The following is a 26407-nucleotide window of genomic DNA, read 5'->3' as shown; positions in this document are numbered from 1 at the left end:
CGTCCGGACGCCCGCCCCCACGGCACTGACGGAGCGACGCGCTCCGGGGCCGTGGCTGCCCCGCGCTCCGGGGCCGTGGCTGCCCCGGGCTCCGGCCGTGCCCCGGCACCAAGGCTTGGCTCAGAGCCCTGGTCTCAAGGCCCGGGTCGGGAGCGGTGCGACAGGCCCCGGGGCGGGAACGGCAGTGCGGCGGGTCAGGCGGCTACCGGGCGAACGTTTTTGCGGACCCAGTCGACGATGGCTGTCGTGGTCGCGCCCGGAGTGAAGATCTCGGCGACGCCCTGCTCCTTGAGCGGGGGGATATCCGCATCGGGGATGATTCCGCCGCCGAAGACCTTGATGTCCTCCGCGTCGTGCTCCCGCAGCAGCTCCAGCACCTTGGCGAACAGGGTCATATGGGCACCGGACAGGATGGACAGCCCGATCGCGTCGGCGTCCTCCTGGATCGCGGTGTCGACGATCTGCTCGGGGGTCTGGTGGAGCCCGGTGTAGATGACCTCCATGCCCGCGTCGCGCAGTGCCCGCGCGATCACCTTCGCCCCACGGTCATGGCCGTCCAGCCCCGGCTTGGCCACCACCACACGGATCGGACCGGTCACACCCATCGCAGCCTCCAAACCGTCGCGCCCTTGCCCACCTCGACGTGAACGAACGTTATCCCCAGCATCCCCTACCCGGCAGTTTCGCGGCGCGCCGCGAGGGGGAAATCACACGTGGGACACGTTCACTGAAGGCCGTACCCGTACCCGTACCTGCATCCGCATCCGCATCCGCATCCGCGCGCATCGCACACCGCACACCGCGCATCCGCCGCGCGGGCGCCGCATACGCTCGGGCCGGCCACATCAGGGGAGCCGCAGCGGGGACCGTCGCACCGCGCAGCGCCGCCACGAGCCGCAGGGCGCCGCGGTGCGACGGGCGGTCCCGCGTCATGCGGTCACAGCGCCATTCACCGCGCGGCGCCGGGCATCGGGCCACCGTGCGGCCGAAGTCGTCGCCCTGACCGGGACCCATGACCCCGACCGGCACGAGCGAAGCAAACGGCTGCCCACGAGGGCGTTCGGGGGGGGAGTTTCCAGCCGTCTCTCGTGCGCCGCATCGCGGGAGGTCGGCCGCCACGGTCGTCAGCACATCGAGGCGCTCAACTACTCGCCGCTGCTGTGCGACCTCCGCACCGCCGCCGCGCTGCTCGGCCGCCATATCGAGGAGGTCTGCGTCCGCACCGGCCACGGCCAGGTGGAGACCATCGGGCACAGCCCGGGCGGCCTGATCGCCCGTTACTACGTCCAGCGTCTCGGCGGTGACGCCCGCGTCCATACCCTGGTGACGCTCGGCACCCCGCACGGCGGCACACGTATCGCGCCCCTGTTGTCCGTACATCCACTCGTGCGTCAGATGTGCCCGGACTCCCCGGTGATAACGGAGTTGCGGCAGCCTGCCCCCGATTGCCGTACGCGATTCATCGCTTTCTGGAGCGATGTGGATCAGTTGATGATCCCGAAGGAGACGGCCCGGATAGACCATCTGGATGTGATCTCCCAGAACATCCGCGTCAACGGAATCGGACATCTCGCCCTGGCGGTGCATTTCTCCATGGCCGCCCGCATCCGCGAGGCCCTGAACGCCGCCGACGAGGCGCCGGCGGACGCCTCCAGCGCGGTTCCCGAGGGTTCAGAAGCCTCGGAATTGCCGAACGCCAATCGAACATCCGGCCAAGGAAGCACGTACAGTCAGCCGAAAGACGACCAAATGCCCTTTGCCGAGATGCTCAAAACTCACGGAAGATTGTCGCTGCCGCGTACTGCCGGGTACAGTCGCCGCTAATTCTCCTGCAGCCGAGGCGAAAGAGAAGTGGTGGTGAACGACCGTCACCCGTCGGGGGCCTCTCCGACCGTCCCCGCTCCCGACGCCTCGTATCCGTACGACGAGGCTTACGGTCAGCGGCAGGACACAGCGCACGGCGTCGTCGGGTACGACGGGTACGACGGGTACTCCACCGGCAACTTCGCCCATCTGGCCACCGCCTACGGGGACAGTGACCCGCTCTACGGCGACAGCGATCCGCTCTTCGGCGCGCTTCCGGGCGCGTACGACGCCGGGCAGGGCGCCCACAGCGGTCAGTACGACGCCTCGCAGTGGACCACGGTCGACCAGCACCACCCGACCGGGTCGTACGCCACCGGCCACTACGACCTGGGCCACGACACCGGCCACCACGACACGGCCGCCCATTACGACTCCGGCGCCTACGACACCACCGCGATGTGGGCCGCCTCCGGCTATCACCTGCCGACCGGAATCCCCGCCCAGCAGGACGCCGACACCGGCGCCCAGTGGGATATCGGCGCCTGGGACACGGGCGCCACCGGCCACACCGAGCTGCCGGATCAGTGGGACCACGGCGCGGGGTACGAGGCCGAGGCGTACACCTCGGGCGTGGACACCGGTCAGACCCAGGTCTGGGACACCTCCGTCTACGGGACCGTGGACGAGGCGCGGTACGACCACTCGGGGCTGAACCAGCCGGGGTTCGACCAGCAGGGGCTCGACCACCACCCCGGCTTCGATCAGACAGGACTCGATCAGACAGGGCTCGATCAGACAGGGCTCGACCAGCCCGAGCACGAGTCCAACGCCTACGACCAGACGACCGTCTTCGAGCCGAACGCCGCCGCGTTCGACCAGACCGCCGCGTTCGAGCAGGCCGTCATCCCCGAGCAGCCCGGCGCGTTCGAGCACACCGCCGTCTTCGAGTCGGTCGACGAGCCCGACCAGCCGTACGACCCCGGTCCCGAAGCGGAACCTGAACCCGAGGCGGCGGTCATGCGGGAATCCGCCCCCTCCTCTCGCCGGGAGGTGAGCCGCGGCCGCCGCCGTACCCCGTCGTCCCGCCCCAAGCGCTCCGCGCTCCTCACCGTCGCCGTCCCCTCCGTCTGCGCCCTGGGCGTCACCGCCGTGGCCGCCGCCTCGGTCAGCGGCGTGGGAAGCGACAAGAAGGACGAGTCCACCACTCAGGCCGCCGCCGACACCGCGCCCCCCGTGAAGCCCTCCGTCGCCAACAGCAAGCTGGACTCCCAGCTCGCCGGGGTCCGCGAGGACGCCGACGACTTCCGCGACCGCACCAGCCGCGCCCAGGAACGGATCGACCTCCAGGCGCGCCAGGCCGCCGAGAAGAAGCGCAAGGCCGCCGAGGCGGCGCGCAAGGAAGCGCTGCGCCCGAAGTTCGCGCTGCCCGTCGCCCAGCACGGCCTGAGCGCCCAGTTCGGCCAGGCCGGTATCAACTGGATGTCGGTGCACACCGGCATCGACTTCCCGGTGAGCTACGGGACGCCCGTGATGGCCGCCACCGACGGCACCGTAAAGGCGCAGTGGAACGACGCCTACGGCAATATGGTCGTTCTGACCAGCCCGGACGGCACGGAGACCTGGTACTGCCACCTCAGCAGCGCCAAGATCCGCTCAGGAACCGTCAAGGCCGGGGAGACCATCGCGTACTCCGGGAACTCCGGTAACTCCACCGGCCCGCATCTGCACTTCGAGGTCCACCCCGGCGGTGGCGCGGCCATTGACCCGCTGCCCTGGCTGCGCGGCAAGGGCCTCGACCCGACCTGATCCGGGGCCACCGCCGTGGCGCGCCACCGCCGCGCCGCGCGACGCTCGCACGGCCTGCGCCCCCCTACAGCTTCTCCACCGGTGCGTACCGCAGCAGCAGCCGCTTCGGCTTCTCGTCGCCGAAATCGATCGTCGCCTCCGCGTTGTCCCCGCTGCCCTTGACCGCCACCACCGTGCCGAGCCCGAACGAGTCATGGGTGACCCGGTCCCCGATGGCCAGGGCGACCACCGGGCGCTCCTTGGCCCGCCGGGTGGCGAACCCGCCGCCCCCGGTGCGCGAACGCGACGTCGACAGACCGGACGACAGCCCCGACGGCGGGGTCGAGGCGATGCCGCCCATGGACGCGGACGGGGTGGCGGGCCCGGTGCGCCGCCAGCGCACATACTGGTCCGGGATCTCCTCCAGGAAGCGGGACGGCGGGTTGTACGCGGGCTGTCCCCAGGCGCTGCGCATCGTCGAGCGGGTCAGATAGAGCCGCTCGCGGGCCCGGGTGATCCCGACATAGGCCAGCCGCCGCTCCTCCTCCAGCTCCTTGGTCTGGCCGAGCGCCCGCATATGCGGGAAGACGCCGTCCTCCATGCCGCTGAGGAAGACGACCGGGAACTCCAGGCCCTTCGCCGTGTGCAGGGTCATCAGCGTGATCACGCCGGAGCCCTCGGTGTCCTCGTCGGGGATCTGGTCGGAGTCGGCGACGAGCGCGACCTGCTCCAGGAAGTCCGCGAGGGTGCCGGGGTTCTCCTCGCCGCGGTCCTGCTCGAACTCCAGGGCCACGGCGGCGAGCTCCTGGAGGTTCTCGATCCGGGTCTCGTCCTGCGGATCGGTGGACGCCTGGAGCTCGGCCAGATAGCCGGTGCGCTCCAGCACCGCCTCCAGGACGGTGGCCGGGCCCGCCCCGGACTCCACGATGGTGTGGAGCTCCTCCATGAGCGTGTTGAACCGCTTGACGGCGTTGGCCGAGCGGGCCGCCATGCCGTACGCCTCGTCAACCCGGCGCAGCGCCTGCGGGAAGGTGATCTTCTCGCGCAGCGACAGCGCGTCGATCATGGCCTCCGCGCGCTCGCCGATGCCGCGCTTGGGCACGTTCAGGATGCGGCGGAGCGGGACGGAGTCCTCGGGGTTGGCCAGCACCCGCAGATACGCGAGGACGTCCCGGACCTCCTTGCGCTCATAGAAGCGCACCCCGCCGACGACCTTGTACGGCAGCCCGACGCGGATGAAGACCTCTTCGAAGACACGGGACTGGGCATTGGTGCGGTAGAAGACCGCCACGTCCCCGGCCTTGGCGTCGCCCGCGTCCGTCAGCCGGTCGATCTCGTCGGCGACGAACTGGGCCTCGTCGTGCTCGGTGTCGGCCACATAGCCGGTGATCTCGGCCCCGGCGCCGGCGTCCGTCCACAGGTTCTTCGGGCGGCGGTTCTCATTGCGCTCGATGACCGCGTTGGCCGCGCTCAGGATGGTCTGGGTCGAGCGGTAGTTCTGCTCGAGGAGGATCGTCCGCGCGGTGGGGTAGTCCTCCTCGAACTGGAGGATGTTACGGATCGTGGCGCCCCGGAAGGCGTAGATCGACTGGTCGGCGTCGCCCACGACGCACAGCTCGGCGGCCGTGGTCTCCTCGGTGTCGGTGCCCACCAGCTCGCGCACGAGTGTGTACTGCGCGTGGTTGGTGTCCTGGTACTCGTCCACCAGGACGTGCCGGAAGCGGCGGCGGTAGTGCTCGGCGACGTCCGGGAACGCCTGGAGCAGATTGACCGTGGTCATGATGATGTCGTCGAAGTCCAGCGCGTTGGCCTCGCGAAGCCGCGCCTGGTACATCGCATACGCCTCGGCCAGCGATTTCTCAAAACTTCCCCCGGACTCCGTCCGGGAGGTGCCCCCTGCCGCCTGCTCGGCGAAGGTCTCCTCGTCAATCAGCTCGTTCTTGAGGTTGGAGATCTTGGCGCTGAAGGACTTCGGCGGGAACCGCTTGGGGTCGAGGTCCAGATCCCGGCAGACCAGCGACATCAGCCGCTTGGAGTCGGCCGCGTCGTAGATCGAGAACGACGAGGTGAAGCCCAGCTTCTTCGACTCCCGGCGCAGGATGCGGACGCAGGCGCTGTGGAAGGTGGACACCCACATGGCGTTGGCCCGCGGGCCGACGAGCTCCTCGACGCGCTCCTTCATCTCGCCCGCCGCCTTGTTGGTGAAGGTGATGGCGAGGATCTGGCCGGGGTGGGTGGAGCGGGCGCCGAGCAGATAGGCGATGCGATGGGTGAGCACCCGGGTCTTGCCGGAGCCGGCGCCCGCGACGATCAGCAGCGGCGAGCCGGTGTGCTCCACGGCGGCCCTCTGCTGCTCGTTCAACCCCTCGAGCAGCGCGGACGGGTCCACGGCGGGCCGGGGCGCGCCGTCCCGGTAGTGGGCCTCCCGGGGCACGGGCGCGTCGAAATCGCCGCTGAAGAGGTGATGCGGCACGTCCTCGGCGCCACCGTGGCCAGGGTGTGCCGAATCCTCGGGCGGCGGTGGCCGCTCCTCGTCCTGAGAAGGCCCGAGGTCCGCCAGGAAGCTGTCGTCAAAGAGGCTGCTCATCGCTCCCCGAGTCTAGGCCGCCCCACTGACAGCCGACGTACGAACATCACGAAACGGTTTCGGGCAAAACGGCCACCAGTCTTCACAGGAGCCCCACGTGTTGGCTACCGTCCTGCGTCAGGCGGCCCGGAAGATCCGTCGGCGAACCACGTCGGCACGGGCGCCTCCGCCGAGTCCGGTTACGCCGTGAGGCGCCCGGAGCCGGGGACCCAACAACGCAAGACCGGGGTGAATCGGCCCGAAACGGTACGGCGCACACGGTGCCGTCCGGACACGGCCGTAGGGCAACCTTCCGTACCGCCCGAACCCGTCAGCTAACCCGGTAGGCGGTCCACGGAAGGAGTCGCCTCCCTTGGCGTCGCACCGCAAGCCGCGGAGCCGAATACCCGCCCCGCTCACGGGTCACAGCCGCCGTACGGCCGTCGGGTTCACCACCGCCGCCCTCGCATCCGTCACCCTCCTCTCCCAGTCGGCCAACGCCGCGCCCACCGATCCCAAGCCGGCCGCCCAGTCGATCGAGAAGGTGAAGGAGAAGGTCGACACCCTCTACCACCAGGCGGAGACCGCCACCCAGCGCTACAACGCCGCCAAGGAGCGCACCGACCAGCAGCGGGCCAAGGTCGACAAGCTGCTGGACTCCGTCGCCCAGCGCACCGAGAAGCTCAACGAGGCGCGGCGCATGCTCGGCACCTACGCCACCGCCCAGTACCGGGACGGCGGAATGGCCCGCTCCGCCGCGACCCTGCTGTTCTCCAACGATCCGCAGGACGTCTTCGACCAGTCGCATCTGATCGACCGGATGACCGGTCGGCAGAAGCAGGCCGTCGACGACTTCCAGAAGCAGCGGGTGAAGGCCGCCAAGGAGCGCGGTAAGGCCGCCGAGAGCCTTGCCTCGCTGACCGCGTCCCAGAAGCAGCTGAAGGTCCAGAAGAAGACCGTCCAGGACAAGCTGACCGAGGCCCGGCGGCTGCTGGCGAATCTGACCGCCAAGGAGAAGGCGCGACTGGCGGCGATCGAGAAGAAGAAGGCGGAAGAGGCCCGCCGTAAGGCCGCCGAGCTGGCCGAGAAGCAGCGGCAGGAGGCGGCCGCGCGCAAGAAGCAGCAGGAGCAGAACGCGGGTGGCTCCGGTTCGACGGCGCCCTCCACGCCCTCTGTCCCGGCCAACAGCTCCAAGGCGGCCCAGGCCATCGCCTTCGCCAAGGCGCAGCTCGGCAAGCCGTACGTCTGGGGCGCCACCGGGCCCAGCTCCTTCGACTGCTCCGGGCTGACGCAGGCGGCCTGGAAGTCCGCCGGGATCTCGCTGCCGCGCACCACCTGGGACCAGGTGAAGGCCGGTACGCGCGTCTCGACGTCCCAACTCCAGCCGGGCGATCTCGTCTTCTTCTACGACGACATCAGCCATGTCGGCCTCTACATCGGCGACGGGATGATGATCCACGCGCCGAAGCCGGGCGATGTGGTGAAGAAGGCGCCGATCACGGAGATGCCGATCTACGGGAGCGTGCGGCCCTCGTAGGGCCCCTGATCCCGACGATGCCGCTGCCCGGGGGCGGACCCCGGGCAGCGGCATCGTCATCGGCTCAGCGGCGCCGTCAGCGCCTCTCGGCGCCGTCAGTGGCTCAGGTGCCGGGCTTGCGCCCGTAGACGTACACGTCGTCGCCGTTCTTCAGCAGGCTCCAGTACTTCTTGGCGTCGCCCTTACGCATGTTGACGCAGCCATGGGAGCCGGGCGGGGACCATACGCTGCCGGCGATCGAGTGAAACGCCTGGCCGCCGTCGAAGAACTGGCTGTAGGGCATGGCGACCTTGTAGAGCGTCGACCAGTGGTCGATGTTCCGCCAGTAGACCTTCTTCAGCCCGGTGCGGGTCTCGAAGCCGTCCCGCCCGGACCGCACCGGCACCGGTCCGTAGACCAGCCGGGAGCCGTCCTGGACCCAGCTCAGCTGGCGGGTGAGGTCCACACAGGCGATACGGCCCCTGTTGGTGGGGCACTTCCTCGCCGCGTTCGGATTGTGCCCGGCGGCTTTCTGGGCGCTGATGAGGCTCATCACGCCCGAGGTGATCGGGCCCGCGTAGCCGATCGTCGGGCTGACGCCGTGGTCGATCTGGAACTTCTGGATCGCGAGACAGTCCGCCCGCGACTGCCGTCCGTCCACGGGACGGCCCAGGAACCGCTCGGCCTGCCTCTGGTACGGCCCGGCGGTGGTCGTGCACGACGACGCGGCCATGCTCACCGGTGTCACCGTGCCGGCCGACCGGCCCAGCGGCCGCGCCTGAGCCTGCGCCGGACCGGCGACGGCCACCGCGAGCGGCACCGCCATCCCCGCCAGCCCCAGCGCGACGCCCACGCGCCGCCTATGACTTCTGACTGCCCCCACTACCCCCATTGGCCACTCCTCTCGACTGCCTCGTTCTTTACTAAGACAGCTCGCGAGTGCAAACGGTTGCCTCGGGATCGTGTCGCAATTGCCTTGGGTTACCCCCAGAACATTCGTTCGTCAGGTCCACAGCACGGCGATGAAGATGTTTGCCGTTGTCAAGGCGCCCACCGCGCCGAAGGCGGCCGACTCTACCTTCTCCTCGTCGCGCTTCACATAGACCAGGCCGAGGATGACGACCAATAGCGCCAGCTTGATACCGATTTTGACGGTATTGACGCTGTTGTCGTCCGCCTGGTTGAGCCCGACCAGCGCCACGCCGGTCACCAGCATGGTCAGCGCGCCGTGCAGCATCGCCGGGATCATCCGGGCCTCGCCCGCGCGCGCGGCTTTGAGCTGCGAGAAGAAGCCACCGAGCAGCGCGCCGATGCCGACGATGTGGAGGCCGACGAACACGTGAATGAGTACGTCCATGGCTCCGGAGACTAGCCGCGCGCATATCATCGTCCGGCACTCGGGTGGGGGCCTATCGCCGCTTCGATCACGGCCGCCCCACACTCCCGACCGCCCCACTCGCCGGGCGATCATCAGTCGTCACCGGATCGACGAAATCCGTGCACTCCCGTTCAATCCCCCGCACGCCCCCGCTTTCCGGCCTAGCTTCCTCCTCCAGGTGGCAGTCCGCTTCCCGTCAACCGAGGGTCCCCGCCTCATGGCGGACTGCCACCTGCCCGTCCGCTCCCCACAAGGGTCCAGGATCTGCGGAATGTCCTGGATCGCCCGAACTGGACTGCCCAAGAAAGACCAGGTGAACCGCCGCAGTGGCGTCGCACAGGAAGCCCAAGCAGCGCTCGCTCACCAGCAGCACCGCCCGCGCGGCCGCGCTCCTCGCCCTCACCGGCGCCGCGTCCGCCACCCTCCTCGACGGCACCGGACACGCCGAGAACCGCCTCACCCCCGCTCAGGTGAAGGCGAAGGTCGATGAGTACCAGCGAGAGGCCGAGGAGGCCACCGAGAAGTACAACGGCGCGAGGGAGAAGGCCGACAAGGCCCGCCGGACGCTGGAGGCGCTGCGCGACCAGGCCGCCCGCCGCACCACCCGGCTCAACACCGCGCGCAACGCCCTCGGCGCCTTCGCCACCGCCCAGTACCGCTCGGGGACGATCGCCCCGGCCCTCCAGCTCGCCCTGTCCTCCTCCCCCGACCAGTACCTTCAGCGCGCCTCGCTCGCCGAGCGCGCGGGGAGCCGCCAGGCCGCCCTGATCGCCACGATCGGCCGTCAGGAGCGGAAATTACGCCAGGTCCGCGGCGAGGCGGCCGACCGCCTCGCCGCTCTGCGCGCCTCCCGGACGGCCGCCGCCCACCACAAGCGGACCGTCCAGGAGAAGCTCGCCGCCGCCGATCGCCTCCTCGGCCGGCTGACCCTCGAGCAGCGGCAGCGCCTGCTGGCGGCGCGGGGCGGCGACAAGGCCGCCGACTCCCTCGCCCCCGCCACGGGCCGCGCCGCCCGCGCCGTCTCCTACGCGTACGCGGCCCTCGGCAAGCCGTATGTGTGGGGCGCCACCGGTCCCCACGGCTATGACTGCTCGGGGCTCACCCAGGCCGCCTGGCGCGCCGCCGGGGTGGCCCTGCCCCGCACCACGTACACCCAGATCAACGCCGGTCAGCGCGTCACCCGCGATCAACTGGCCCCCGGCGACCTGGTCTTCTTCTACTCCGGTGTCAGCCATGTCGGCCTCTACATCGGCGGCGGCCGCATGATCCACGCCCCGCGCCCCGGGGCCCCGGTCCGGTTGGCCTCCGTGGCGGACATGCCCTTCGCGGGGGCGGCCCGCCCGGCGTAGCGGTCCCCGGTCCCGGCCCGGCCCGTACAGCAGTCCCCGACGACGACCCGCCCCGCATAGCCGTCCCCGGTCCCGGCCTGGTGACACAAGGCAGACTGGCCGCATGCCACGCGAAGCCGAAACCGGGCCCGAACCCTCCGTCGTGCTGTCGGGGTACGGCCCGGTGGGCCGGGCCTACGCCGAGCGGCTGATCGGCGGCGCGCTGCCGCTGCGGCTCGCCGCCGTGCGCACCAGCGCGGCCGAGGGGCCGCCGACGGAGCCGCGCACCGGCTGGGGCCCGCTGCCGCCGCTCGCCGAGACCCTGGAGCGTACGGGGGCGGCGGTACTGGCCCAGGCCGTGCCGTCGTCCCCGGCGGTGCGCGAACAGGCCGCCGCGGACGCGCTGTCGGCCCTGCGCCGAGGCGTCCATGTGGTGACCGCCACCAAGAGCCATCTGCTCAGCCACTGGGGCGAGCTGGGCCGGGCGGCGGCCGAGGGCGGCAGCCGCGTCCGGATCTCGGGCGCCACCGGAGCCGCCCTCCCCACCGCCGACCTCGCGCGGATCGGGGTACGCGGCCTCGGCTGCCGTACGCTGCGCGCCTGCCCCAACGGCACCGCCACCTTCGTCCTGGACCGGCTGGCGGACGGCGACGCGCTGGACGACGCGGTCGCGGAGGCCCAGCGGCGCGGTATCGCCGAGGCCGACCCGACGGCCGACCTCTCCGGCGCCGACGCGGCCGTGAAGGTACGGCTGTTGGCCGCGCTGCTGTGGGGGTGGGACGCGACGGCCGTAAGGACGGAGGCGGGCCCGGGGATCGACCTCGGGACGGCGGAAGCGGCCCGTACGGCCGCCGCGCGGGGCCGCCGTCTGCGGTCGGTCGCGACCGCGACCGCCGATGAACCGCTCGTCGTCCGCGTCGCGTTGGAGGAGACGGAACCGGGCGACCCTCTGTACGCCCTCAGGGGCCCCGAGAAGGCCGCCGTCTACGGCTGCCCCGACGCGGGCGACATCACGGTGAGCGGCGGCCGCTCCAGCCCCCTGGGCGCGGCGCTCGCCATGGTGAAGGACACGCTGGACGTGGCGGGGCCGGTGGGTCACGGGTTCGCCTGAGCGGCGATCTGTCGGCGGGGTGCGGGGTGTGACGGCGCTCTGTCGGCGGGGTGCGCGGTGTGACGACGCTCTGTCGGCGGGGCGTCGGTGGCGACCGTAAGGCTGACACGCGTTCAGCCTGAGCCCCATTGGGCACCGTCCCCGCCCTCACGAACGCAAGGAGCCCCCGCATGCCTTCCGCGGCCCCGACCGAATCCTCGACCGAGCGGTGGGATGTCCACAGCCTCCCCCGGGCCGACGGAAAGACCTTTCTGGTGACCGGAGGCAACGCGGGGATCGGCTACTTCGTCGCCGAACAGCTCGCCGGTACGGGAGCCACCGTCGTCCTCGGCAGCCGGGACCCGGGCAGGGCGGACGCCGCCGTGGCCTCGATCCGTTCCCTGGTCCCCGACGCCCGGGTGCGTCATATCCGGCTGGACCTCGCCGATCTCCCGTCGCTCGAAGCCTCCGTGGAAGCGCTGGGGTCGGACCGTCTGGACGCGGTCGTCCACAACGCCGGGGTGAAGTTCGACCAGCCGCCGCGCCGGGAGACCGGGGACGGCCATGAGGCGATGTTCGGCATCAACCACCTCGGGCACTTCGCGCTGACCCACTGGCTGGCACCACTGCTCACGGCCGCCCCCGAGGGCCGCGTCATCACCACGGGCAGCTTCGCGGCCATGTCCGAACGGCTGGACCTGGACGACCTCGAGAGCACCCGCGACTACGAGCCCGAGCGCACCTATGGGCGCTCGAAACTGGCCCAGATGCTCTTCGGTTTCGAACTCGACCGACGGCTGCGGGCGGTCGGCAGCACGGTACGGAGCGTGGTCACCCACCCCGGCGGCGCGCTCGACTCCCTCACCCCCTCCCGCCCGCCCCTGCACGTCCGCACACCCGCCGAACGGCTGCGGGGTCTGCCCGCCGGAATCCTCGTCCAGGGCAAGGACGCGGCCGCCTGGCCCGCCGTACAAGCGGTCCTCGACCCATCCATCACCGGCGGCGAACTATGGACCCCCCGCCACTTCGCCCTCCGCGGCACCCCCCGCCGCCGCCCCGTCCGAGGTCATCTCGCGAACGCGGAAGTCGCGGCCCACCTGTGGTCGGCAAGCCGCGACCTGACGGGACTCGAACCGCGGTTCGGCCCGGCGTGAGGCTGGGCGTGCGGCCCGGCGTGAGGCTGGGCCTGCGGCTGGGCGTGAGGCTGGGCCTGCGGCTGGGCGATCAGGACGCGTAGTCCTTGAGTTCCCCGGTGTCGAGGGTGATCCCGACGGGATCCGGGATCTCGATGACGGCCCCGTAGGGCCGCGAGGTCAGGCTCCGGTACTTGCCGTCCTCCGGCTCGCTGAAGACGTTGACCGTGCAGTCGTCCCGGTCGATGAGGAGGTAGACCGGGATGCCCGCGCTTGCGTAGCCGTCCCGCTTGTCCAGGCGATCCCGCCGGTTCGTGTCCCCGTCGCGCGAGGTGACCTCCACGGTCATCACGACACCCTTCGGGTCGGACCACTCTCCATGCCCGGCGAAGTGCCTGCGCGGCGCGAGAGTGCCGTCCGGACGAGCGCGCCCTTGCCGGTACCCCTCTGTCTTCAGGCCCCGCTCCCGGTACAGCCGCAGATCCGGACGGTGCTGCATGCACTGCTCTTGGACCCACATGATGATCTCGTCGTGATCCCCGTCCGGCACGGGCTTGACCTCTAGCTTCCCATCGATGAATTCGAGCCTCACGGTTTCCGGCGCCGTGCGGGCAAGCTCCTCGAATTCCTCGATGCCCATCTCCGGCCGGTCAGCGGTGCTGGGGGTCATGGCTTCGCCTCCTCGCCCCCATAGTGCCCCGACATCGGGCGGTGCGTCTTGAACAATCATTCGCTCTTTTATTCGCCGGAGCGGGTCGTCTCCCAACCGGTGTTACCGGCGACCTCAGGCCTGGGTGCCGCCGTCCACCCGGAGGACCACGCCGGTCACATAGGAGGCGCGGTCGCTGAGGAGCCAGGCCGCGGCTTGGGCGATCTCATCCGGGTCGGCGGCGCGACGCAGCGGGGCGTGGGTGGTGATGCGGTCGACGATGCCGGGGGACTCCTCCTCCCATTCGCGGATCATCTCGGTGAGGGTGGCGCCGGGCGCGACGGCGTTGACGCGGATGCCCTCAGGGCCGTACGTGACGGCGGCGGACTCGGTGAGGCTGTTGACCGCGCGCTTCATGGCGCCGTAGGCGGGGAGTTCGGGGTTGCCCATGAGGCTGCCGACGCTGGAGTTGTTGACGATGGCGCCGGTTCCGGCGGTGGCGCGGATGGCGGCGACCTCGGCGTTCATGGCCAGCCAGGGGCCGCGGAGGTTGACGGCGTAGACGTGGTCGAAGTCGGCCTGCGGCAGCTGGTCCATCGGGCCCGGCTGCTGGATCGTCGCGCCGTTGTTGAAGGCCACGTCGAGCCTGCCGTACAGCTCCACGGTCCGGTCGACGGCGGCGCGGACGCTCGTCGCGTCGGCCAGGTCGCACACCACGTGATCGGCGGTGCCGCCGGCCGCGCGGATCTCCTCGGTGACCGTCTTGAGCTGGGCCTCCGTACGGGCCGCCAGCAGCACCCGGGCGCCCTCCCGGGCGAAGAGGCGGGCCGCGGCGGCGCCGATGCCGCGCCCGGCGCCGGTGATGAAGGCGACCTTGCCGGCCAGGAGACCGGCGGCCGGGGTGAGGGATGAGGTGTCCAGGGAGGTGGTGTTCGGTGTGTCGTTCATGTCCCCGAGGCTGCTGCGGGCGCCGGGGCCCAACCAGGCACCGGCTGTACCTGGCTGAGCCTCCGGCCGTCCGCGCACACTGAAGGCGTGGACAGACGAGAGCTGGCGGCGTTCCTGCGCAGCCGACGTGAGCGGATCACGCCCGCCGATGTGGGGCTGCCCGCCGGGACGCGGCGCCGGACGCCGGGGCTGCGGCGCGAGGAGGTGGCGCAGCTGGCGTTCATCTCGACCGAGTACTACACGCGGCTGGAGCAGGCCCGCGCCCCGCGCCCGTCCCGCGAGGTGCTGGCCGGGCTGGCCCGCGCCCTGCGGCTGGGCGATATCGAGCGCGATCATCTGCACCATCTCGCGGGCGCCCCGCCGGGCCCGTCGGCCGGGCCCTCCCGCGAGGTGCGGCCGAGCATCGCGAACCTGCTGCGGCGCCTGCCGAACGCGGCGGCGATCGTGCTCTCCGCGACATACGAGGTGATCGCCTGGAACGATCTGGCCGCCGCCCTCATGGAGGACTTCTCCGCCCTCCCGCGCCGCGACCGCAACTTCGTCCGCCGCGCCTTCCTCGGGCCGCACCGGGACGGGCGGCGGCTGTACGGGGTGTCGGACGCGGACGAGTTCGCCCAGACCTCGGCCCAGGGGCTGCGCGCCGCGGCCGCCCGCTACCCGGACGACCCCGAGGTGACCGAGCTGGTGGCCGAGCTGCGCTCGGGCAGCGAGGAGTTCGCCCGGCTGTGGGACTCCCACGATGTGTCCGCCAAGCCCACCCTGTGCAAGACGCTGCACCATCCGCTCGTCGGTCCCATCACCGTCAACTGCGATGTGCTGGACATCGCCGACCGGGACCAGCGGGTGATCATCTACACCGCCGACCCCGGCTCACCCGCCGAGGAGGCGCTGCGGTTGCTGTCGGTCGTCGGCACGCAGCGGATGGGGGTTCCGGGCTGAGCCGCCGCGCCGTCCGTCCCGTTCCCGCTTCCCGCTTCCCGCTTCCCGCTTCCCGCTTCCCGCTTCCCAGGCTCAGACCAGGCGGCGGGCCGTCGCCCAGCGGGTCAGCTCATGCCGGTTGGAGAGCTGGAGCTTGCGGAGCACCGCCGAGACATGGCTCTCGACCGTCTTCACCGAGATGAACAGCTGCTTGGCGATCTCCTTGTACGCGTAACCGCGCGCGATCAGGCGCAGCACCTCGCGCTCGCGCTGGGTGAGCCGGTCCAGGTCCTCGTCCACGGGCGGTGCGTCGGTGGAGGCGAAGGCGTCGAGGACGAAACCGGCGAGGCGCGGGGAGAAGACCGCGTCGCCCTCGGAGACCCGGAAGATCGCGTCCACGAGGTCGGTGCCGGTGATGGTCTTGGTGACATAGCCGCGGGCGCCGCCGCGGATGACGCCGATGACGTCCTCGGCGGCGTCCGAAACGGACAGCGCCAGGAAGCGCACCGGGCGGTCCGGATCGGCCATCAGCGAGGCGCTGCGGCGCAGCACCTCGACGCCGCCCCCGCCGGGGAGGTGGACGTCGAGCAGGACCACCTCGGGGCGGGTCGCGGTGATCACGGTCACGGCCTGGTCGACGTCGGCCGCCTCGCCGACCACCTCGACACCGGTCCGGGCCGTCTCCCCGATCTCGGCCTGCACCCCGGTGCGGAACATACGGTGGTCGTCCACGAGCACCACGCGCACCCGCCGCGCCACCTCGGCGTCGTCCGCCCCGGAACCCCCGGGGCCGCTCGTCGCGTTCGTACCGCCCGTAGCGTCGGTCATGTCGTCGCCGCCCTCTCCATCTCCAGCTCCACTTCCGTGCCCCCGTCCGGCGCGGATCTCAGCCGCGCCGTGCCGCCGTTCCGCTGCATCCGGCCGATGATCGACTCGCGTACGCCCATCCGGTCCTCCGGCACCGCGTCCACGTCGAAGCCGGGGCCGCGGTCGCGCACGGAGATGAACACCGTGGTCCCCTCGACCTCGGCGAAGACCTGGACGGCTCCGCCGCCACCGTACTTGGCCGCGTTGACCATCGCCTCGCGCGCCGCCTGTATCTGTGCGCCCAGTTTCTCGTCCAGGGGGCAGTCGCCGACCACCACCACCTCGATCGGGACGCCGTGGTGGTCCTCGACCTCCGCCGCCGTCTTCCTCACCGCCTCCGCGAGAGTGTCCGGCTCCTCGGCCTCGTCCTTGCCCGTGCCCTCCGGCCGATAGAGCCACGCGCGCAGCTCCCGCTCCTGGGCGCGGGCGAGGCGGGCCACCTCGCGGGGGTCCTCCGCGTTGCGCTGGATCAGGGTGAGGGTGTGCAGCACGGAGTCATGGACGTGGGCCGCCACCTCCGCCCGCTCCTGCGCGCGGATGCGCATCAGCCGTTCCTCGGAGAGATCCTGCGTCATCCGCACCACATACGGGCCCACCAGCAGCGCGATGCCGACAAGGACGGCCAGGGCCGCCTGGAGCACGGCCCCCAGATGCTTGGCCGAGCCCTGGAGGACGACGATCCCGGACACCCCGGCGGCCACCAGCACCACCCCCGTGGCGCCACGGGCCAGCGGCAGGACCCGCTTGCTGCGGCTGAGCTCGACCCACTGGGCGCGGCGGGCGTTGTCCACCTGGCGCCAGAAGAGGGCGACGCCCGCGCCGATGAGGAGGAGTGGCCAGATGTAGGTGTTGGCGCGGCCCAGCTGGAAGCCCTGGACGAAGATCCCCATGCCGACGCAGAGGGCGACCAGGGCGATGATCTGGCCCCGCTCCGGCCTGCGGACCAGGATCCGGCGGCGGCCGTCGGGGCCCACGGCGGTGAGCGGGCGCCCGGCGGTCGTCTCCACGCCGCCGACGCCGAGCGGGACGATGAACCAGAAGAGCGCGTAGACGAGCGCGCCGAACCCCTCCGCCATGAACAGCGCGATGAAGACGATCCGCACCCAGGCGACCGGCAGCCCGAGATGGCCCGCGAGCCCGCGCGCCACACCGCCGAGGAGGCGGCCTTCGGCACTGCGGTAGAGCTTGCGCGGGGGTGGCTCGGGGGCCGTGGGGGGCACTGCGGCGGTCATGGCTCGATCGTCACACGCCCGGCCGACAACGGGCATCAGGGTCGCCCCTGATCGTTCCCCGACCTGGGGCCCGGCGGGGCCCGGGGTCCCTCAGTCGTCCGGCGTCGCCCTGCCCGACCGGCGGCGGAACGCGTATGTGAGGGCCGAGGTCAGGGCCGCGACGCAGAGGCCGCACAGGAGGGCCGGGAGGGCGATCTCCGGGCGGACGTCCCACTCCCCGGCCGCGTCCATCCCGTACGCGGCGGCCACGCCAAGGATCACCAGCCCGGCCACCAGCTTGCCCGGCTCGAACGGATGGCGGGACCGGTCGGGGGCCACGTGCCCCAGCGAGTGACCACGCGTGTGATCGGACCGATGACCGAACCGGCGCCCGAACGAATCATCGGCCCGATGCCCGAACCGATCGCCGACCCGGTGCCCGAACCGATGCCCGACCCCATGACCGGCCCCATGCTCGACCCCGTGGTCGGCCCCATGCTCGACCCCATGGTCGGCCTCATGCCCGAACTCATGGTTGGCCCCATGGTCGGCCCCATGGTCGAACCGATGCCCGAACGAACGGCGCCTCATGAGCGCTTCACCTCCACCGCACCCAGCCCCATCTCCAGCTTGAGCGAGACCGTGCCCTCGGCCTTGCCGCCGCCCACCGGCTCCAGGGTGAGCTTGCGCTCCCGGCCCGGGCCGATGTCGACGTTGTGCTTGTCCCGCTTCTGGCCCGGCAGCCAGATGTCGCCGATCCCGACCTCGATGTCGAGCCTCACCCGGGCATCGCGCGGAACCGTCACGGCCAGTTTGCCCGCGCCCATCTCGACCCGGCTGGAGACGGAGCTGCCCGCATCCAGGGGCAGCCGGTCCAGCTTCAACTCGGCGACGCCGCCGCCCAGCTCATAGCCGTCGCGCAGCGACGCCACCGAGGTCGGGGCCCAGGTGCGGCGGGCCCAGTCGGGGGTGACGGCATCGGGAAGGGCGGCCGCGCCCGCCAGCAGCGCGCTCGTCAGCAGCGCGAGGAACACCGTGCCGCCGCCGGCCCGCCCCCAGCGGGAGCTGATGACGAGGGCGAGCCCGAAGACCCCCAGCGCGCAGGCGAACCCGATCTCGAGGCTGGTGCCCAGCGGCTGCGAGGACCACCCCGCCCGCGCCCCCACCACGGCGGCGGCGACCGCCACCAGGAAGGCCCAGCCGCCGATCGAGGCCCGGTCCGGCACCCGGCGGGCCCGCTCCGCCTTCGCCTCCCGCTTGTCGTACGGGCCGTCGTCCGGCCCCCACAGATAGCCGGTCCGCGACCCGGCCCCGGCGCCGAGCGGCCCGGTCGTACCGTCCTTGACGATCGGGTCGCGCCACCAGGAGGGGCCGGGACCGCCGCGCGTGGGCGGCGCCTTGGTCTCGGGCGGCGCGTCGGCGACGGCCTGGGCCGTGGCCGCGTCCACCGCGCCCACGCTCTCCGCCTGCCGCCGGTGGTGCGACCAATAGCCGGCACCGGCCGCCGCGAGGGCGAGCATGAACGAGAAGTACATGACGCCGCCGTTGTTGAGCATCGACAGGAAGAGCCCACAGCCCACCAGCGCCACCAGCACCGCCGTCAGCCCAGGGCCCTCGACCCGGCCCGAGAGCAGTCTGCGCCCCTCGTTCTCGTCCTCGCCGTGGAACGGGGTCAGCAGCCAGCAGAACCCGTACACGATCAGACCGAGGCCGCCCGCGACGGCCAGCACCGACAGCACCACCCGGAAGATCACCGGGTCCAGATCGCAGTAGCGGCCGAGCCCTCCGCAGACCCCCGAGATCACCTTATGGTCACGACTGCGCCGAAGGGGCGTCTGTGACAGGCGGGAACCGGACGCGGCCTCGGCCTCGTCCGCCACGGTGGGTGCTTCGGTCATGCGTCCATGGTGACAACAGGGCTGTACTCGCGACATCCGGCATGCCCCTAGGTCTTCCCTGAGATCTCCCCGGGGGTCACGGCGGCTATCGTGTCGCATCGAACGTGTGCGGGAGGGGAAAGCGGTGTCGGACGAAGGCCACCTGATAGCCGGACGTTACCGCCTGGTCGAGAAGATCGGCCGTGGTGGCATGGGCGAGGTGTGGCGCGCGGAGGACGAACTGCTGGGCCGCCAGGTCGCGGTCAAGCAGCTCTATGTCTCTCCGCACCTAGCCGATGACGAGCTGACGACCCTGCACGAACGCACCCGCCGCGAGGCGCGCAGCGCGGCCCGCATCACCCACCCCAACGTGGTCGTGGTCCATGACGTGGTGGACCACCACGGACTGCCGTGCATCGTCATGGAGTACGTGCCCTCCACGACCCTCGCCGACCTGCTGAAGGACGGCGGACGCGTCTCGCCCGACGAGGCCGCCCGCATCGGCCGCGGCATGATCGCCGCGCTGCGCGCCGCGCACGCGGCCGGGGTGCTGCACCGGGACGTCAAGCCCGGCAATGTGCTGCTCGGCCCCGAAGGCCGGGTCGTGCTCACGGACTTCGGCATCGCCATGGCCACCGGCACCTCGACGCTGACCAAGACCGGCGAGGTCGTCGGCTCCATCGACTACATCGCGCCCGAGCGGGTCAGGGGCCGCAAGCCCGGCCCCGCGTCGGACCTCTGGGCGCTGGGGGCGACGCTCTATCAGGCGGTCGAGGGGCGGCCGCCGTTCCGCAAGGCCACGGCGATCGAGACGGGTTACGCGATCGCCGTCGATCCGCTGGACCCGCCCAAACGGGCGGGCGCGCTGACCCCGTTGATCGAGAGCTTGCTGGCCAAGGAGCCGGAGCTGCGGCCCACGGCCGAGGAGACCGAACGGGCGCTGCGGCTCCCGGCGTCGGAGCCCGAGACGACATCGCTGCAGACCCCGCCGCTCGATACGACCACCAAGAATCCGCCGCTCGACGCGACCATGAACCTCTCGAGGCGACGGGAGCCCGGTACGGGCACGGACCGGGCCACGGGCACGGACGCGCACGCCGCGCCGAACGCGCCCACGACACCGACCCCGTATCAACACACGACCCACACACCGAGCACTCCGCACAACGCGACGAGCGCACCGCACAACCCGCTGAGCACTTCCCACACTCCGAGCACACCGCACGCGTCGGACCCACGGCTTCCCTCGCACCCGCCAGGCACCGGGAACACACCCGGCTCTCAGCACACCCCGCCCACCGCCACGCCGTTCACCGCGTCGACGCCGTCCATGACCACCCAGACGCCGATGCCCCCGTCGGCCCCCGCTCCGGCGCGCAAGAGCCGTAAGGCGGTGTGGACCGCAGCGGCGACCTCCCTTGCGGTCGTGGCCGTGGCGGGCGGCATCTATGTGTTCGGCCTCGACCACGACAACGGCGGGGGGAACGGCGGGAAGTCCTCCGCCACGGGCAACCCGTCCGCCTCCCCGGCCAAGCCGTACAACCCGCCGTCCGGCTACCACATCGTCACCGAGAAGAAGTTCGGCTTCTCCCTCCCCATCCCCGACGGCTGGACCCGCCAGGAGCAGAACGACCCCGACGGCAACACGGTCGACCGCACCCAGGAGGTCCGCTACCTCCACCCCAACGGGCTGGCCGGTTTCAGGATCAACGTCCTGGACTTCGCCTCCGGCAACCAGGTCCAGCACTTCAAGGACCTCGAGGTCGCGTTCAAGGACAAGAAGGAATACCCGATCTACGAGCGGTTGCGGCTCCAGGAGACGAAGTACCAGGGCATGCCCGCCGCGATCTGGGAGTTCAAATTCCGCGGCGAGGTCCGGATGTTCCGCGCGATCGACCTCGGCTTCGGCAATGAGGGCGACAAGGAATACGCGATCTACCTGAGCGCCCCGGACGCGGACTGGAGCATCTACCGGCCGATCTTCGACGAGGTACGGGACGGCTTCCGCATCATCAAATGACGGGGCAAGGGCCGGGGGCACGCCCTGCGGTGAAGATGCACGCCCCACGTGAAGAGGCGCGCCCCGGGAAGAGACGCGCCTCCCGTGAGAGCCGCGGGCTATGTGAAGAGCTGCGAGCCCTGTCGGCGCCGGCGCCGGGAGATGACGACGTCCAGGGAGAGATACGGCGCCCCGGCCAGCACCAGCGGCAGCCACGCCATCAGATAGGCCAGGTCGTTGCCGTAGTAGTACGGGTCCGACTGCCAGCTGACGGTGAGCCACAGGCTCAGCGAGATCAGCGCGCCGCCGAAGGCGGCCAGGCGGGAGAGGAGGCCCACCAGGACGCCGAGGCCGACGGCCAGTTCGCCGTAGGCCATCGCGTACCCGAAGGCGGTGGGGTCCTTGAGGGCCTGGTCGACCAGCCACGGCACGGCCGAGCTGTCCCGCACCTGGCGCATCAGCTCGCCGATCGAGCCCGATCCCGAGTCGGACAGGAAGGCCGAGTCGGTGAGCTTGTCGATTCCGGCGTAGACGAAGGTGACGCCGAGGAAGATCCGCAGCGGCAGCAGGGCGTAACGGGCGGCGGTGGCCCTGATCCCCACGGGCTGCGGCTGCCCGCCTATGCCGCTCACGCCACCCATCCCGCCCATACCGTGCACGCTCCCGCCACTGCCCGCTGTCCCCGAACCGGCCATACGATCCGCGTGTCTCATGCCGCCCGCCTCTCCCGTCGCACCGCCGTTTGGTTGCGGGTTCGACGAAACCATACGAAGCGGCCGGCCGGAACGACTCAGTCCATAACATCGATGGGATAGCGGTTGGTCTCCGCCCCCGAGGCCGTCACGACCTGCACATCCACCCGGCCCGGTTCCACGTCCACCGGGACCGGCACGGTGAGCGCGGTGTCCGTGGGGCTGCTGAAGCCCCCGGCCACCGGGACCAGCGGGACATGGACGTGCACCGCGCCGATGCGGACGACCAGCTTGGCCAGCCGGTCCGGGTCCTGGGCGCCCGGAGGGACGAAGCCGCTGCCGCGGATCTCGATGTCGTCGCCGGTGCGGATCGGGGCGTCGCGGTCGATGGCGCCCTCCTCGGGGAGGGCCCTTACGACGGACAGCACGGTCGGGCGGCCGCCCTCCGCGTACTTCCCGGTCAGGTACATCACCACCGACACGGCCGCCAGCAGCGCCAGGCCCCACGGCACATCGGGCAGCCGCCACGGCTCGCGGGCGAGGCGGACCGCGGTGAAGGCGAGGGCCACGGTGTGGACGACGATGTACTGGACATCGGCGAAGCTGCCGCGGCCCGCGTCGTCGGTCAGCAGATCGGCGGCGCGCGGGCGCACGGCCCGCACCTTCTGGAGCCGCTGCGCCCGCACCCGGGCCGCCACGACGAGCCGTGCAAGCACCGCGGCCGCACACGTCAGCGCGGCGACCGTAAGGAGCCCGGCGGTGTGGCCGAGGGCGAGCCCGTCGGTCAGCCGCTGCCGGTCGCCGGGGGCCACGGCCAGCTCGACGCCGAGCACCAGCACCGCGAAGACCGCGATCAGCAGCCAGGCGGCGGCGACGGTACGGGAGGTGGAGAGGCGGTTGTCCTCGCCGACGAGCGGGGCGAGCGGGCCGCCGTCCGCGCGGTGCAGCCGGGCGGTGAGGGTGAGCAGCGCGGCGGTGATCACGGCGGCGGTGAGCCCGGCCGTCCGCGCCACCGACCAGCCCGCGCCGATCGCCGTGGCCAACTGGCCGATCAGCAGCGCCCCGGCCGCGCCCCACACCACGCACACCGTGCGCAGCCACACCCGGTGGCGCCAGGCCGAGGTCTCGGCGCGGCCGCTGTCGGCCACCGAGCGGGCCGCGTGGGCCAGCTCGTCCGAGACCCACTGCCGGGACGCCCCGGCCGAGTGGGCGAGAGCCTTGGGAAGGCCCTCTCCGGCCGCGAAACGCTCCCGTAGGGCCACGAACGTGGCCACGGCCCTCCGGTGGCCCTCACGGGCCCCCTGAGGGCATTCACAGCCCTTGTGGCCGTGCGGGTGCCCATGAGGGTGCTGCTTTTCTGCCGTCGTGGCGTTCTCCGCCTGCTCCACCGCCACGCGGGTCGCTCCGTCGTTCACTCGTTCCGTACGGGACCGCGGGTTCGCACGGCACCGCCCAACTGTCATGTGTTGAGAGGGGATTGTGCCGCACCGCGGAGGGTGTCAGCTCAGCAGGTCCGGCTCATCGCGGGTGATCTGCAGATACAGAGGTTGATAGTTGATCCACGCCACAAGATCGTTTCCCAGCTGCTCACGCGTCCGCATCGCGTCGGCATAGTCGATGGGGACCGGCTTGCCGGACGCCTTCGCGGTCAGCTGCACCTGGGCGGCCCGCTCCATCGTGATGAACCACCACGCGGCCGCGTCGACCGAGTCCCCGACCGTCAGCAGACCGCGATTGCGCAGGATGAGGGCCTTGTGGCCGCCGAGCGCGGCGGCGATCGCGCGCCCCTCGTCCTCGTCCACGACGACCCCCGTGGTGCCCCCGTAGACCGCGTGGTCCTCGAAGAACGCGCAGACCTCCTGGGTGATCGGTTCCAGCGGCTCGCCGAGCGCGGCCAGCGCGCGGCCGTGCACCGAGCGGCTGTGCGCGACGGCCACGACGTCCGGCCGCGCCTGATGCACGGAAGAGTGAACGACGAAGGCCGCCTGATTGACGTGGGCGCGCCCCTCGACCACCTGGCCCGCCTGATTGACGAGGAGCAGATCGCTCACGGTGATGTGGCCGAAGGGCATGCCGAACGGATTCACCCAGTAGCAGTCGGTGAACTCCGGGTCCCGCACGGTGATGTGGCCCGCGACCCCCTCCTCGTATCCGAACCGCCCGAACAGACGCAGCGCCGCCGCCAGCCGCTCCTTGCGGTAGCGGCGCTCGTCATGGGGCGAGGCGTGCTGCGGGGGCATGGTGAACCGCAGCTGGTCGGTCGGTATCGGGGTGGGGGTCTGCGGCTGGTTCGTCATCGGCAGCTCCGCTCCTCTGGTGTGCTGGAGCGGAAGCTACCTCTGGGTATCGCAGGAGGCCAGAGTCAGGACGGTCCGGGGCGGGCCGCGGCGCGGGCCGGTCACTCCCACTCGATGGTGCCGGGCGGCTTGCTGGTGATGTCCAGCACCACCCGGTTCACCTGGTCCACCTCGTTGGTGATGCGGGTGGAGATCCGCGACAGCACGTCGTACGGCAGCCGCGACCAGTCCGCCGTCATCGCGTCCTCGGAGGAGACCGGGCGCAGCACGATCGGGTGGCCGTAGGTGCGGCCGTCGCCCTGGACGCCGACCGAGCGGACGTCGGCGAGCAGGACCACCGGGCACTGCCAGATGTCGCGGTCCAGACCGGCGGCGGTCAGCTCCTCGCGGGCGATGGCGTCGGCCTCGCGCAGCAGGTCCAGGCGCTCCTTGGTGACCTCGCCGACGATGCGGATGCCCAGACCCGGGCCCGGGAAGGGCTGGCGGTGGACGATCTCGTCCGGCAGGCCGAGCTCCTGGCCGACCATCCGCACCTCGTCCTTGAACAGCCGGCGCAGCGGCTCGACCAGCTGGAACTCGATGTCATCGGGCAGCCCTCCCACATTGTGGTGGGACTTGATGTTGGCGGTGCCGGTGCCGCCGCCGGACTCCACGACATCGGGGTAGAGGGTGCCCTGGACCAGGAACTCCACGTCCTCACCGGCCGCGCCCGCCTCGGCCACCAGCTCGGCCTGCGCCTGCTCGAAGACCCGGATGAACTCCCGGCCGATGATCTTCCGCTTCTCCTCGGGGTCGGACACCCCGGCGAGCGCGGTAAGGAAGCGCTCCTCGGCCTCGACGACCTTCAGCTGCACCCCGGTGGCCGCCACGAAGTCCTTCTCGACCTGCTCGGACTCGCCCTTGCGCATCAGCCCGTGGTCCACGTAGACGCAGGTCAGCTGGTCGCCGATGGCCTTCTGGACGAGGGCGGCGGCCACGGCGGAGTCCACACCGCCGGACAGCCCGCAGATCGCGCGCCTGGTGCCGACCTGCTCCCGGATCGCGGCCACGGACTCCTCGACCACATTGGTGGTGGTCCAGGTGGGCTCCAGGCCGGCGCCCCGGTAGAGGAAGTGCTCCAGCACCTGCTGGCCGTGGGTGGAGTGCATCACCTCGGGGTGGTGCTGCACGCCGTACAGCCTGCGCTCATCGCATTCGAACGCCGCGACCGGCACCACATCGGTGGACGCGGTGACGGTGAAGCCCTCGGGGGCCTGGGAGCAGGCGTCGCCGTGCGACATCCACACCTGCTGCTCCTCGGGGGTGCCCGCGAAGAGCGTCGAGCCCTGCTTGGTGACGGTGAGCGCCGTACGGCCGTACTCCCGCGCCCCGGTGTTGTCCACGGTGCCGCCGAGCGCCTTGGCCATCAGCTGGAAGCCGTAGCACATGCCGAAGACGGGGACGCCCGCCTCGAAGAGCGCGCGGTCGAGCGTGGGCGCGCCCTCGGTGTAGACCGACGAGGGGCCGCCGGAGAGGATGATCGCCTTGGGGTTCTTGGCGAGCATCTCGGCCACCGGCATGGTGGACGGAACGATCTCGCTGTAGACCCGGGCCTCACGGACCCTGCGGGCGATGAGCTGGGCGTACTGCGCGCCGAAGTCGACGACCAGGACGGTGTCGGGGGCGGCAGCAGGGGACGCTGATGGCACTTCGGCGGCCTTCCGGCGGTGGTGGCGTGCGGTGGAACAGGACTGCGGCGGGGCCACGGCTTCGGGGCGGGACCGCAGGTTTGGACTTTCGATTCTAACGGGCCCATAATCGACGCCATGTCCACGCGCATGACCTTCGTCTTTACCTATGGCACCGGCCCGTCCGGCTGCCATGGTCGTGCTGCGTAAACACTGACAGCGACTTCCCAGGCGCCCCGGGCCGGCAAAGGCCCGGGGCGTTCTGTCTTGTCTCCGGGTCTCGACCGGACTCCAGGGCTCCGCGACATGGACCAGGAGATACGGACATGAGCAGCAGCGTTTCGGCCACGGAGGCCGCCGATGTGATCGGTACCGCGCGGGAGCGGATCGACGCCCTCGACGGGCAGATCCTCGATCTCGTCCGGGAGCGGATGGCCGTCTCGGCCACCGTCCAGGAGGCACGGATCGCGGCGGGCGGGCGGCGGGTGCACCTCTCCCGCGAGATGGAGATCCTCGACCGCTACCGGCAGCGGCTGGGCAAGCCCGGTACGACACTCGCCATGACACTGCTGGAGCTGTGCCGGGGCCGGGTCTGATCCCTCCGCGTCTGATCCCTCCGCCCTCGCGGCCACGGGCAGGCGAAGGGCCCCGGGAGCGCCCGAGCGGGGCGGGCGCCCCCG

At 71.4% G+C, this 26407-nt stretch carries 23 protein-coding genes and 1 riboswitch; of the genes, 9 read left to right on the top strand and 14 right to left on the bottom strand.

Annotated elements, in window-relative coordinates:
* Positions 1-194: 194 nt before the first annotated feature.
* Positions 195-605, bottom strand: a complete 411-nt coding sequence (locus ACMTAK_RS29120) for a cobalamin B12-binding domain-containing protein (protein WP_413808922.1) — start codon at positions 603-605, stop codon at positions 195-197.
* Between the two features lie 304 nt (positions 606-909).
* Here ACMTAK_RS29120 and ACMTAK_RS29115 point away from each other — a divergent pair, with 304 nt between their 5' ends.
* Both ACMTAK_RS29115 and ACMTAK_RS29110 read left to right on the top strand, forming a co-directional pair.
* On the top strand, positions 910-1824 hold the full coding sequence (locus tag ACMTAK_RS29115) for a lipase family alpha/beta hydrolase (RefSeq protein WP_413808921.1): 915 nt from the start codon (positions 910-912) through the stop codon (positions 1822-1824).
* Positions 1825-1857: 33 nt separating this feature from the next.
* Positions 1858-3612, top strand: coding sequence for a M23 family metallopeptidase (locus ACMTAK_RS29110; RefSeq protein WP_413808920.1), 1755 nt, complete (start codon positions 1858-1860; stop codon positions 3610-3612).
* A 64-nt stretch (positions 3613-3676) separates the two neighbouring features.
* On the opposite strand, the gene pcrA is transcribed toward ACMTAK_RS29110, so the two are convergent.
* On the bottom strand, positions 3677-6178 hold the full coding sequence (gene pcrA / locus ACMTAK_RS29105; RefSeq protein ID WP_413808919.1) for a DNA helicase PcrA: 2502 nt from the start codon (positions 6176-6178) through the stop codon (positions 3677-3679).
* A 157-nt stretch (positions 6179-6335) separates the two neighbouring features.
* Positions 6336-6522: riboswitch (cyclic di-AMP (ydaO/yuaA leader) on the top strand.
* Between the two features lie 8 nt (positions 6523-6530).
* On the opposite strand from pcrA, the gene ACMTAK_RS29100 reads away from it, so the two are divergent.
* On the top strand, positions 6531-7694 hold the full coding sequence (locus ACMTAK_RS29100) for a C40 family peptidase (protein ID WP_413808918.1): 1164 nt from the start codon (positions 6531-6533) through the stop codon (positions 7692-7694).
* A 103-nt stretch (positions 7695-7797) separates the two neighbouring features.
* On the opposite strand, the gene ACMTAK_RS29095 is transcribed toward ACMTAK_RS29100, so the two are convergent.
* Positions 7798-8565, bottom strand: coding sequence for a L,D-transpeptidase (locus ACMTAK_RS29095; RefSeq protein WP_413808917.1), 768 nt, complete (start codon positions 8563-8565; stop codon positions 7798-7800).
* Positions 8566-8676: 111 nt separating this feature from the next.
* Positions 8677-9030 carry a hypothetical protein gene (locus ACMTAK_RS29090; RefSeq protein ID WP_413808916.1) on the bottom strand — a complete coding sequence of 118 codons (354 nt, stop codon included), beginning with the start codon at positions 9028-9030 and terminating at the stop codon, positions 8677-8679.
* A 347-nt stretch (positions 9031-9377) separates the two neighbouring features.
* Here ACMTAK_RS29090 and ACMTAK_RS29085 point away from each other — a divergent pair, with 347 nt between their 5' ends.
* The 3 genes from ACMTAK_RS29085 (at position 9378) to ACMTAK_RS29075 (ending at position 12623) form a co-directional block, all read left to right on the top strand.
* Positions 9378-10400, top strand: coding sequence for a C40 family peptidase (locus ACMTAK_RS29085; protein ID WP_413808915.1), 1023 nt, complete (start codon positions 9378-9380; stop codon positions 10398-10400).
* A gap of 103 nt (positions 10401-10503) precedes the next feature.
* Positions 10504-11490 carry a homoserine dehydrogenase gene (locus ACMTAK_RS29080; RefSeq protein ID WP_413808914.1) on the top strand — a complete coding sequence of 329 codons (987 nt, stop codon included), beginning with the start codon at positions 10504-10506 and terminating at the stop codon, positions 11488-11490.
* 170 nt (positions 11491-11660) lie between these two features.
* The gene (locus ACMTAK_RS29075; RefSeq protein WP_413808913.1) at positions 11661-12623 is read left to right on the top strand and encodes an SDR family NAD(P)-dependent oxidoreductase; all 963 of its coding nucleotides are present in this window, start codon (positions 11661-11663) and stop codon (positions 12621-12623) included.
* Positions 12624-12693: 70 nt separating this feature from the next.
* Here ACMTAK_RS29075 and ACMTAK_RS29070 read toward each other — a convergent pair whose 3' ends face one another.
* Together ACMTAK_RS29070 and ACMTAK_RS29065 are read right to left on the bottom strand one after the other, a co-directional pair.
* Positions 12694-13272: a Uma2 family endonuclease gene (locus ACMTAK_RS29070; RefSeq protein WP_413808912.1), complete on the bottom strand. Its 579-nt coding sequence runs from the start codon at positions 13270-13272 to the stop codon at positions 12694-12696.
* Positions 13273-13386: 114 nt separating this feature from the next.
* The gene (locus tag ACMTAK_RS29065; RefSeq protein ID WP_413808911.1) at positions 13387-14199 is read right to left on the bottom strand and encodes an SDR family NAD(P)-dependent oxidoreductase; all 813 of its coding nucleotides are present in this window, start codon (positions 14197-14199) and stop codon (positions 13387-13389) included.
* Between the two features lie 87 nt (positions 14200-14286).
* On the opposite strand from ACMTAK_RS29065, the gene ACMTAK_RS29060 reads away from it, so the two are divergent.
* Positions 14287-15138 (top strand): helix-turn-helix transcriptional regulator, encoded by an 852-nt coding sequence (locus ACMTAK_RS29060; protein WP_413808910.1) that lies wholly within the window; start codon positions 14287-14289, stop codon positions 15136-15138.
* Positions 15139-15210: 72 nt separating this feature from the next.
* Here the strand turns inward: ACMTAK_RS29060 and ACMTAK_RS29055 are convergent, their stop codons facing one another.
* The 4 genes from ACMTAK_RS29055 to ACMTAK_RS29040 form a co-directional block, all read right to left on the bottom strand.
* Complete coding sequence (locus ACMTAK_RS29055; RefSeq protein ID WP_413808909.1) at positions 15211-15945, bottom strand: LuxR C-terminal-related transcriptional regulator; 735 nt, start codon at positions 15943-15945, stop codon at positions 15211-15213.
* A complete protein-coding gene (locus tag ACMTAK_RS29050) occupies positions 15942-17216 on the bottom strand; it encodes a PspC domain-containing protein (protein ID WP_413808908.1) in 1275 nt (424 codons plus the stop codon). Before ACMTAK_RS29050 ends, ACMTAK_RS29055 begins: the two co-directional genes overlap by 4 nt.
* 90 nt (positions 17217-17306) lie before the next feature.
* Positions 17307-17534 carry a hypothetical protein gene (locus ACMTAK_RS29045; protein ID WP_413808907.1) on the bottom strand — a complete coding sequence of 76 codons (228 nt, stop codon included), beginning with the start codon at positions 17532-17534 and terminating at the stop codon, positions 17307-17309.
* Between the two features lie 248 nt (positions 17535-17782).
* Positions 17783-19093 carry a PspC domain-containing protein gene (locus ACMTAK_RS29040; RefSeq protein WP_413808906.1) on the bottom strand — a complete coding sequence of 437 codons (1311 nt, stop codon included), beginning with the start codon at positions 19091-19093 and terminating at the stop codon, positions 17783-17785.
* Positions 19094-19217: 124 nt separating this feature from the next.
* Here ACMTAK_RS29040 and ACMTAK_RS29035 point away from each other — a divergent pair, with 124 nt between their 5' ends.
* The gene (locus tag ACMTAK_RS29035) at positions 19218-21092 is read left to right on the top strand and encodes a serine/threonine-protein kinase (protein ID WP_413808905.1); all 1875 of its coding nucleotides are present in this window, start codon (positions 19218-19220) and stop codon (positions 21090-21092) included.
* A gap of 98 nt (positions 21093-21190) precedes the next feature.
* Here the strand turns inward: ACMTAK_RS29035 and ACMTAK_RS29030 are convergent, their stop codons facing one another.
* From ACMTAK_RS29030 to guaA, 4 genes are all read right to left on the bottom strand, one after another.
* Positions 21191-21721 (bottom strand): DoxX family protein, encoded by a 531-nt coding sequence (locus tag ACMTAK_RS29030; protein WP_413813025.1) that lies wholly within the window; start codon positions 21719-21721, stop codon positions 21191-21193.
* 140 nt (positions 21722-21861) lie between these two features.
* Positions 21862-23157 (bottom strand): hypothetical protein, encoded by a 1296-nt coding sequence (locus ACMTAK_RS29025; RefSeq protein ID WP_413808904.1) that lies wholly within the window; start codon positions 23155-23157, stop codon positions 21862-21864.
* Between the two features lie 105 nt (positions 23158-23262).
* On the bottom strand, positions 23263-24060 hold the full coding sequence (locus tag ACMTAK_RS29020) for a class II aldolase/adducin family protein (protein ID WP_413808903.1): 798 nt from the start codon (positions 24058-24060) through the stop codon (positions 23263-23265).
* Positions 24061-24161: 101 nt separating this feature from the next.
* The gene (gene guaA, locus ACMTAK_RS29015; protein WP_413808902.1) at positions 24162-25748 is read right to left on the bottom strand and encodes a glutamine-hydrolyzing GMP synthase; all 1587 of its coding nucleotides are present in this window, start codon (positions 25746-25748) and stop codon (positions 24162-24164) included.
* Between the two features lie 305 nt (positions 25749-26053).
* On the opposite strand from guaA, the gene ACMTAK_RS29010 reads away from it, so the two are divergent.
* Complete coding sequence (locus ACMTAK_RS29010; RefSeq protein WP_413808901.1) at positions 26054-26323, top strand: chorismate mutase; 270 nt, start codon at positions 26054-26056, stop codon at positions 26321-26323.
* Positions 26324-26407 lie beyond the last annotated feature (84 nt).

The organism is Streptomyces lacaronensis, assembly GCF_047337785.1.
Lineage (GTDB): Bacteria > Actinomycetota > Actinomycetes > Streptomycetales > Streptomycetaceae > Streptomyces > Streptomyces lycopersici.
The sequence above is the reverse complement of the archived record's forward strand: the minus strand, read 5'-3'. Positions and strand labels throughout refer to the sequence as shown.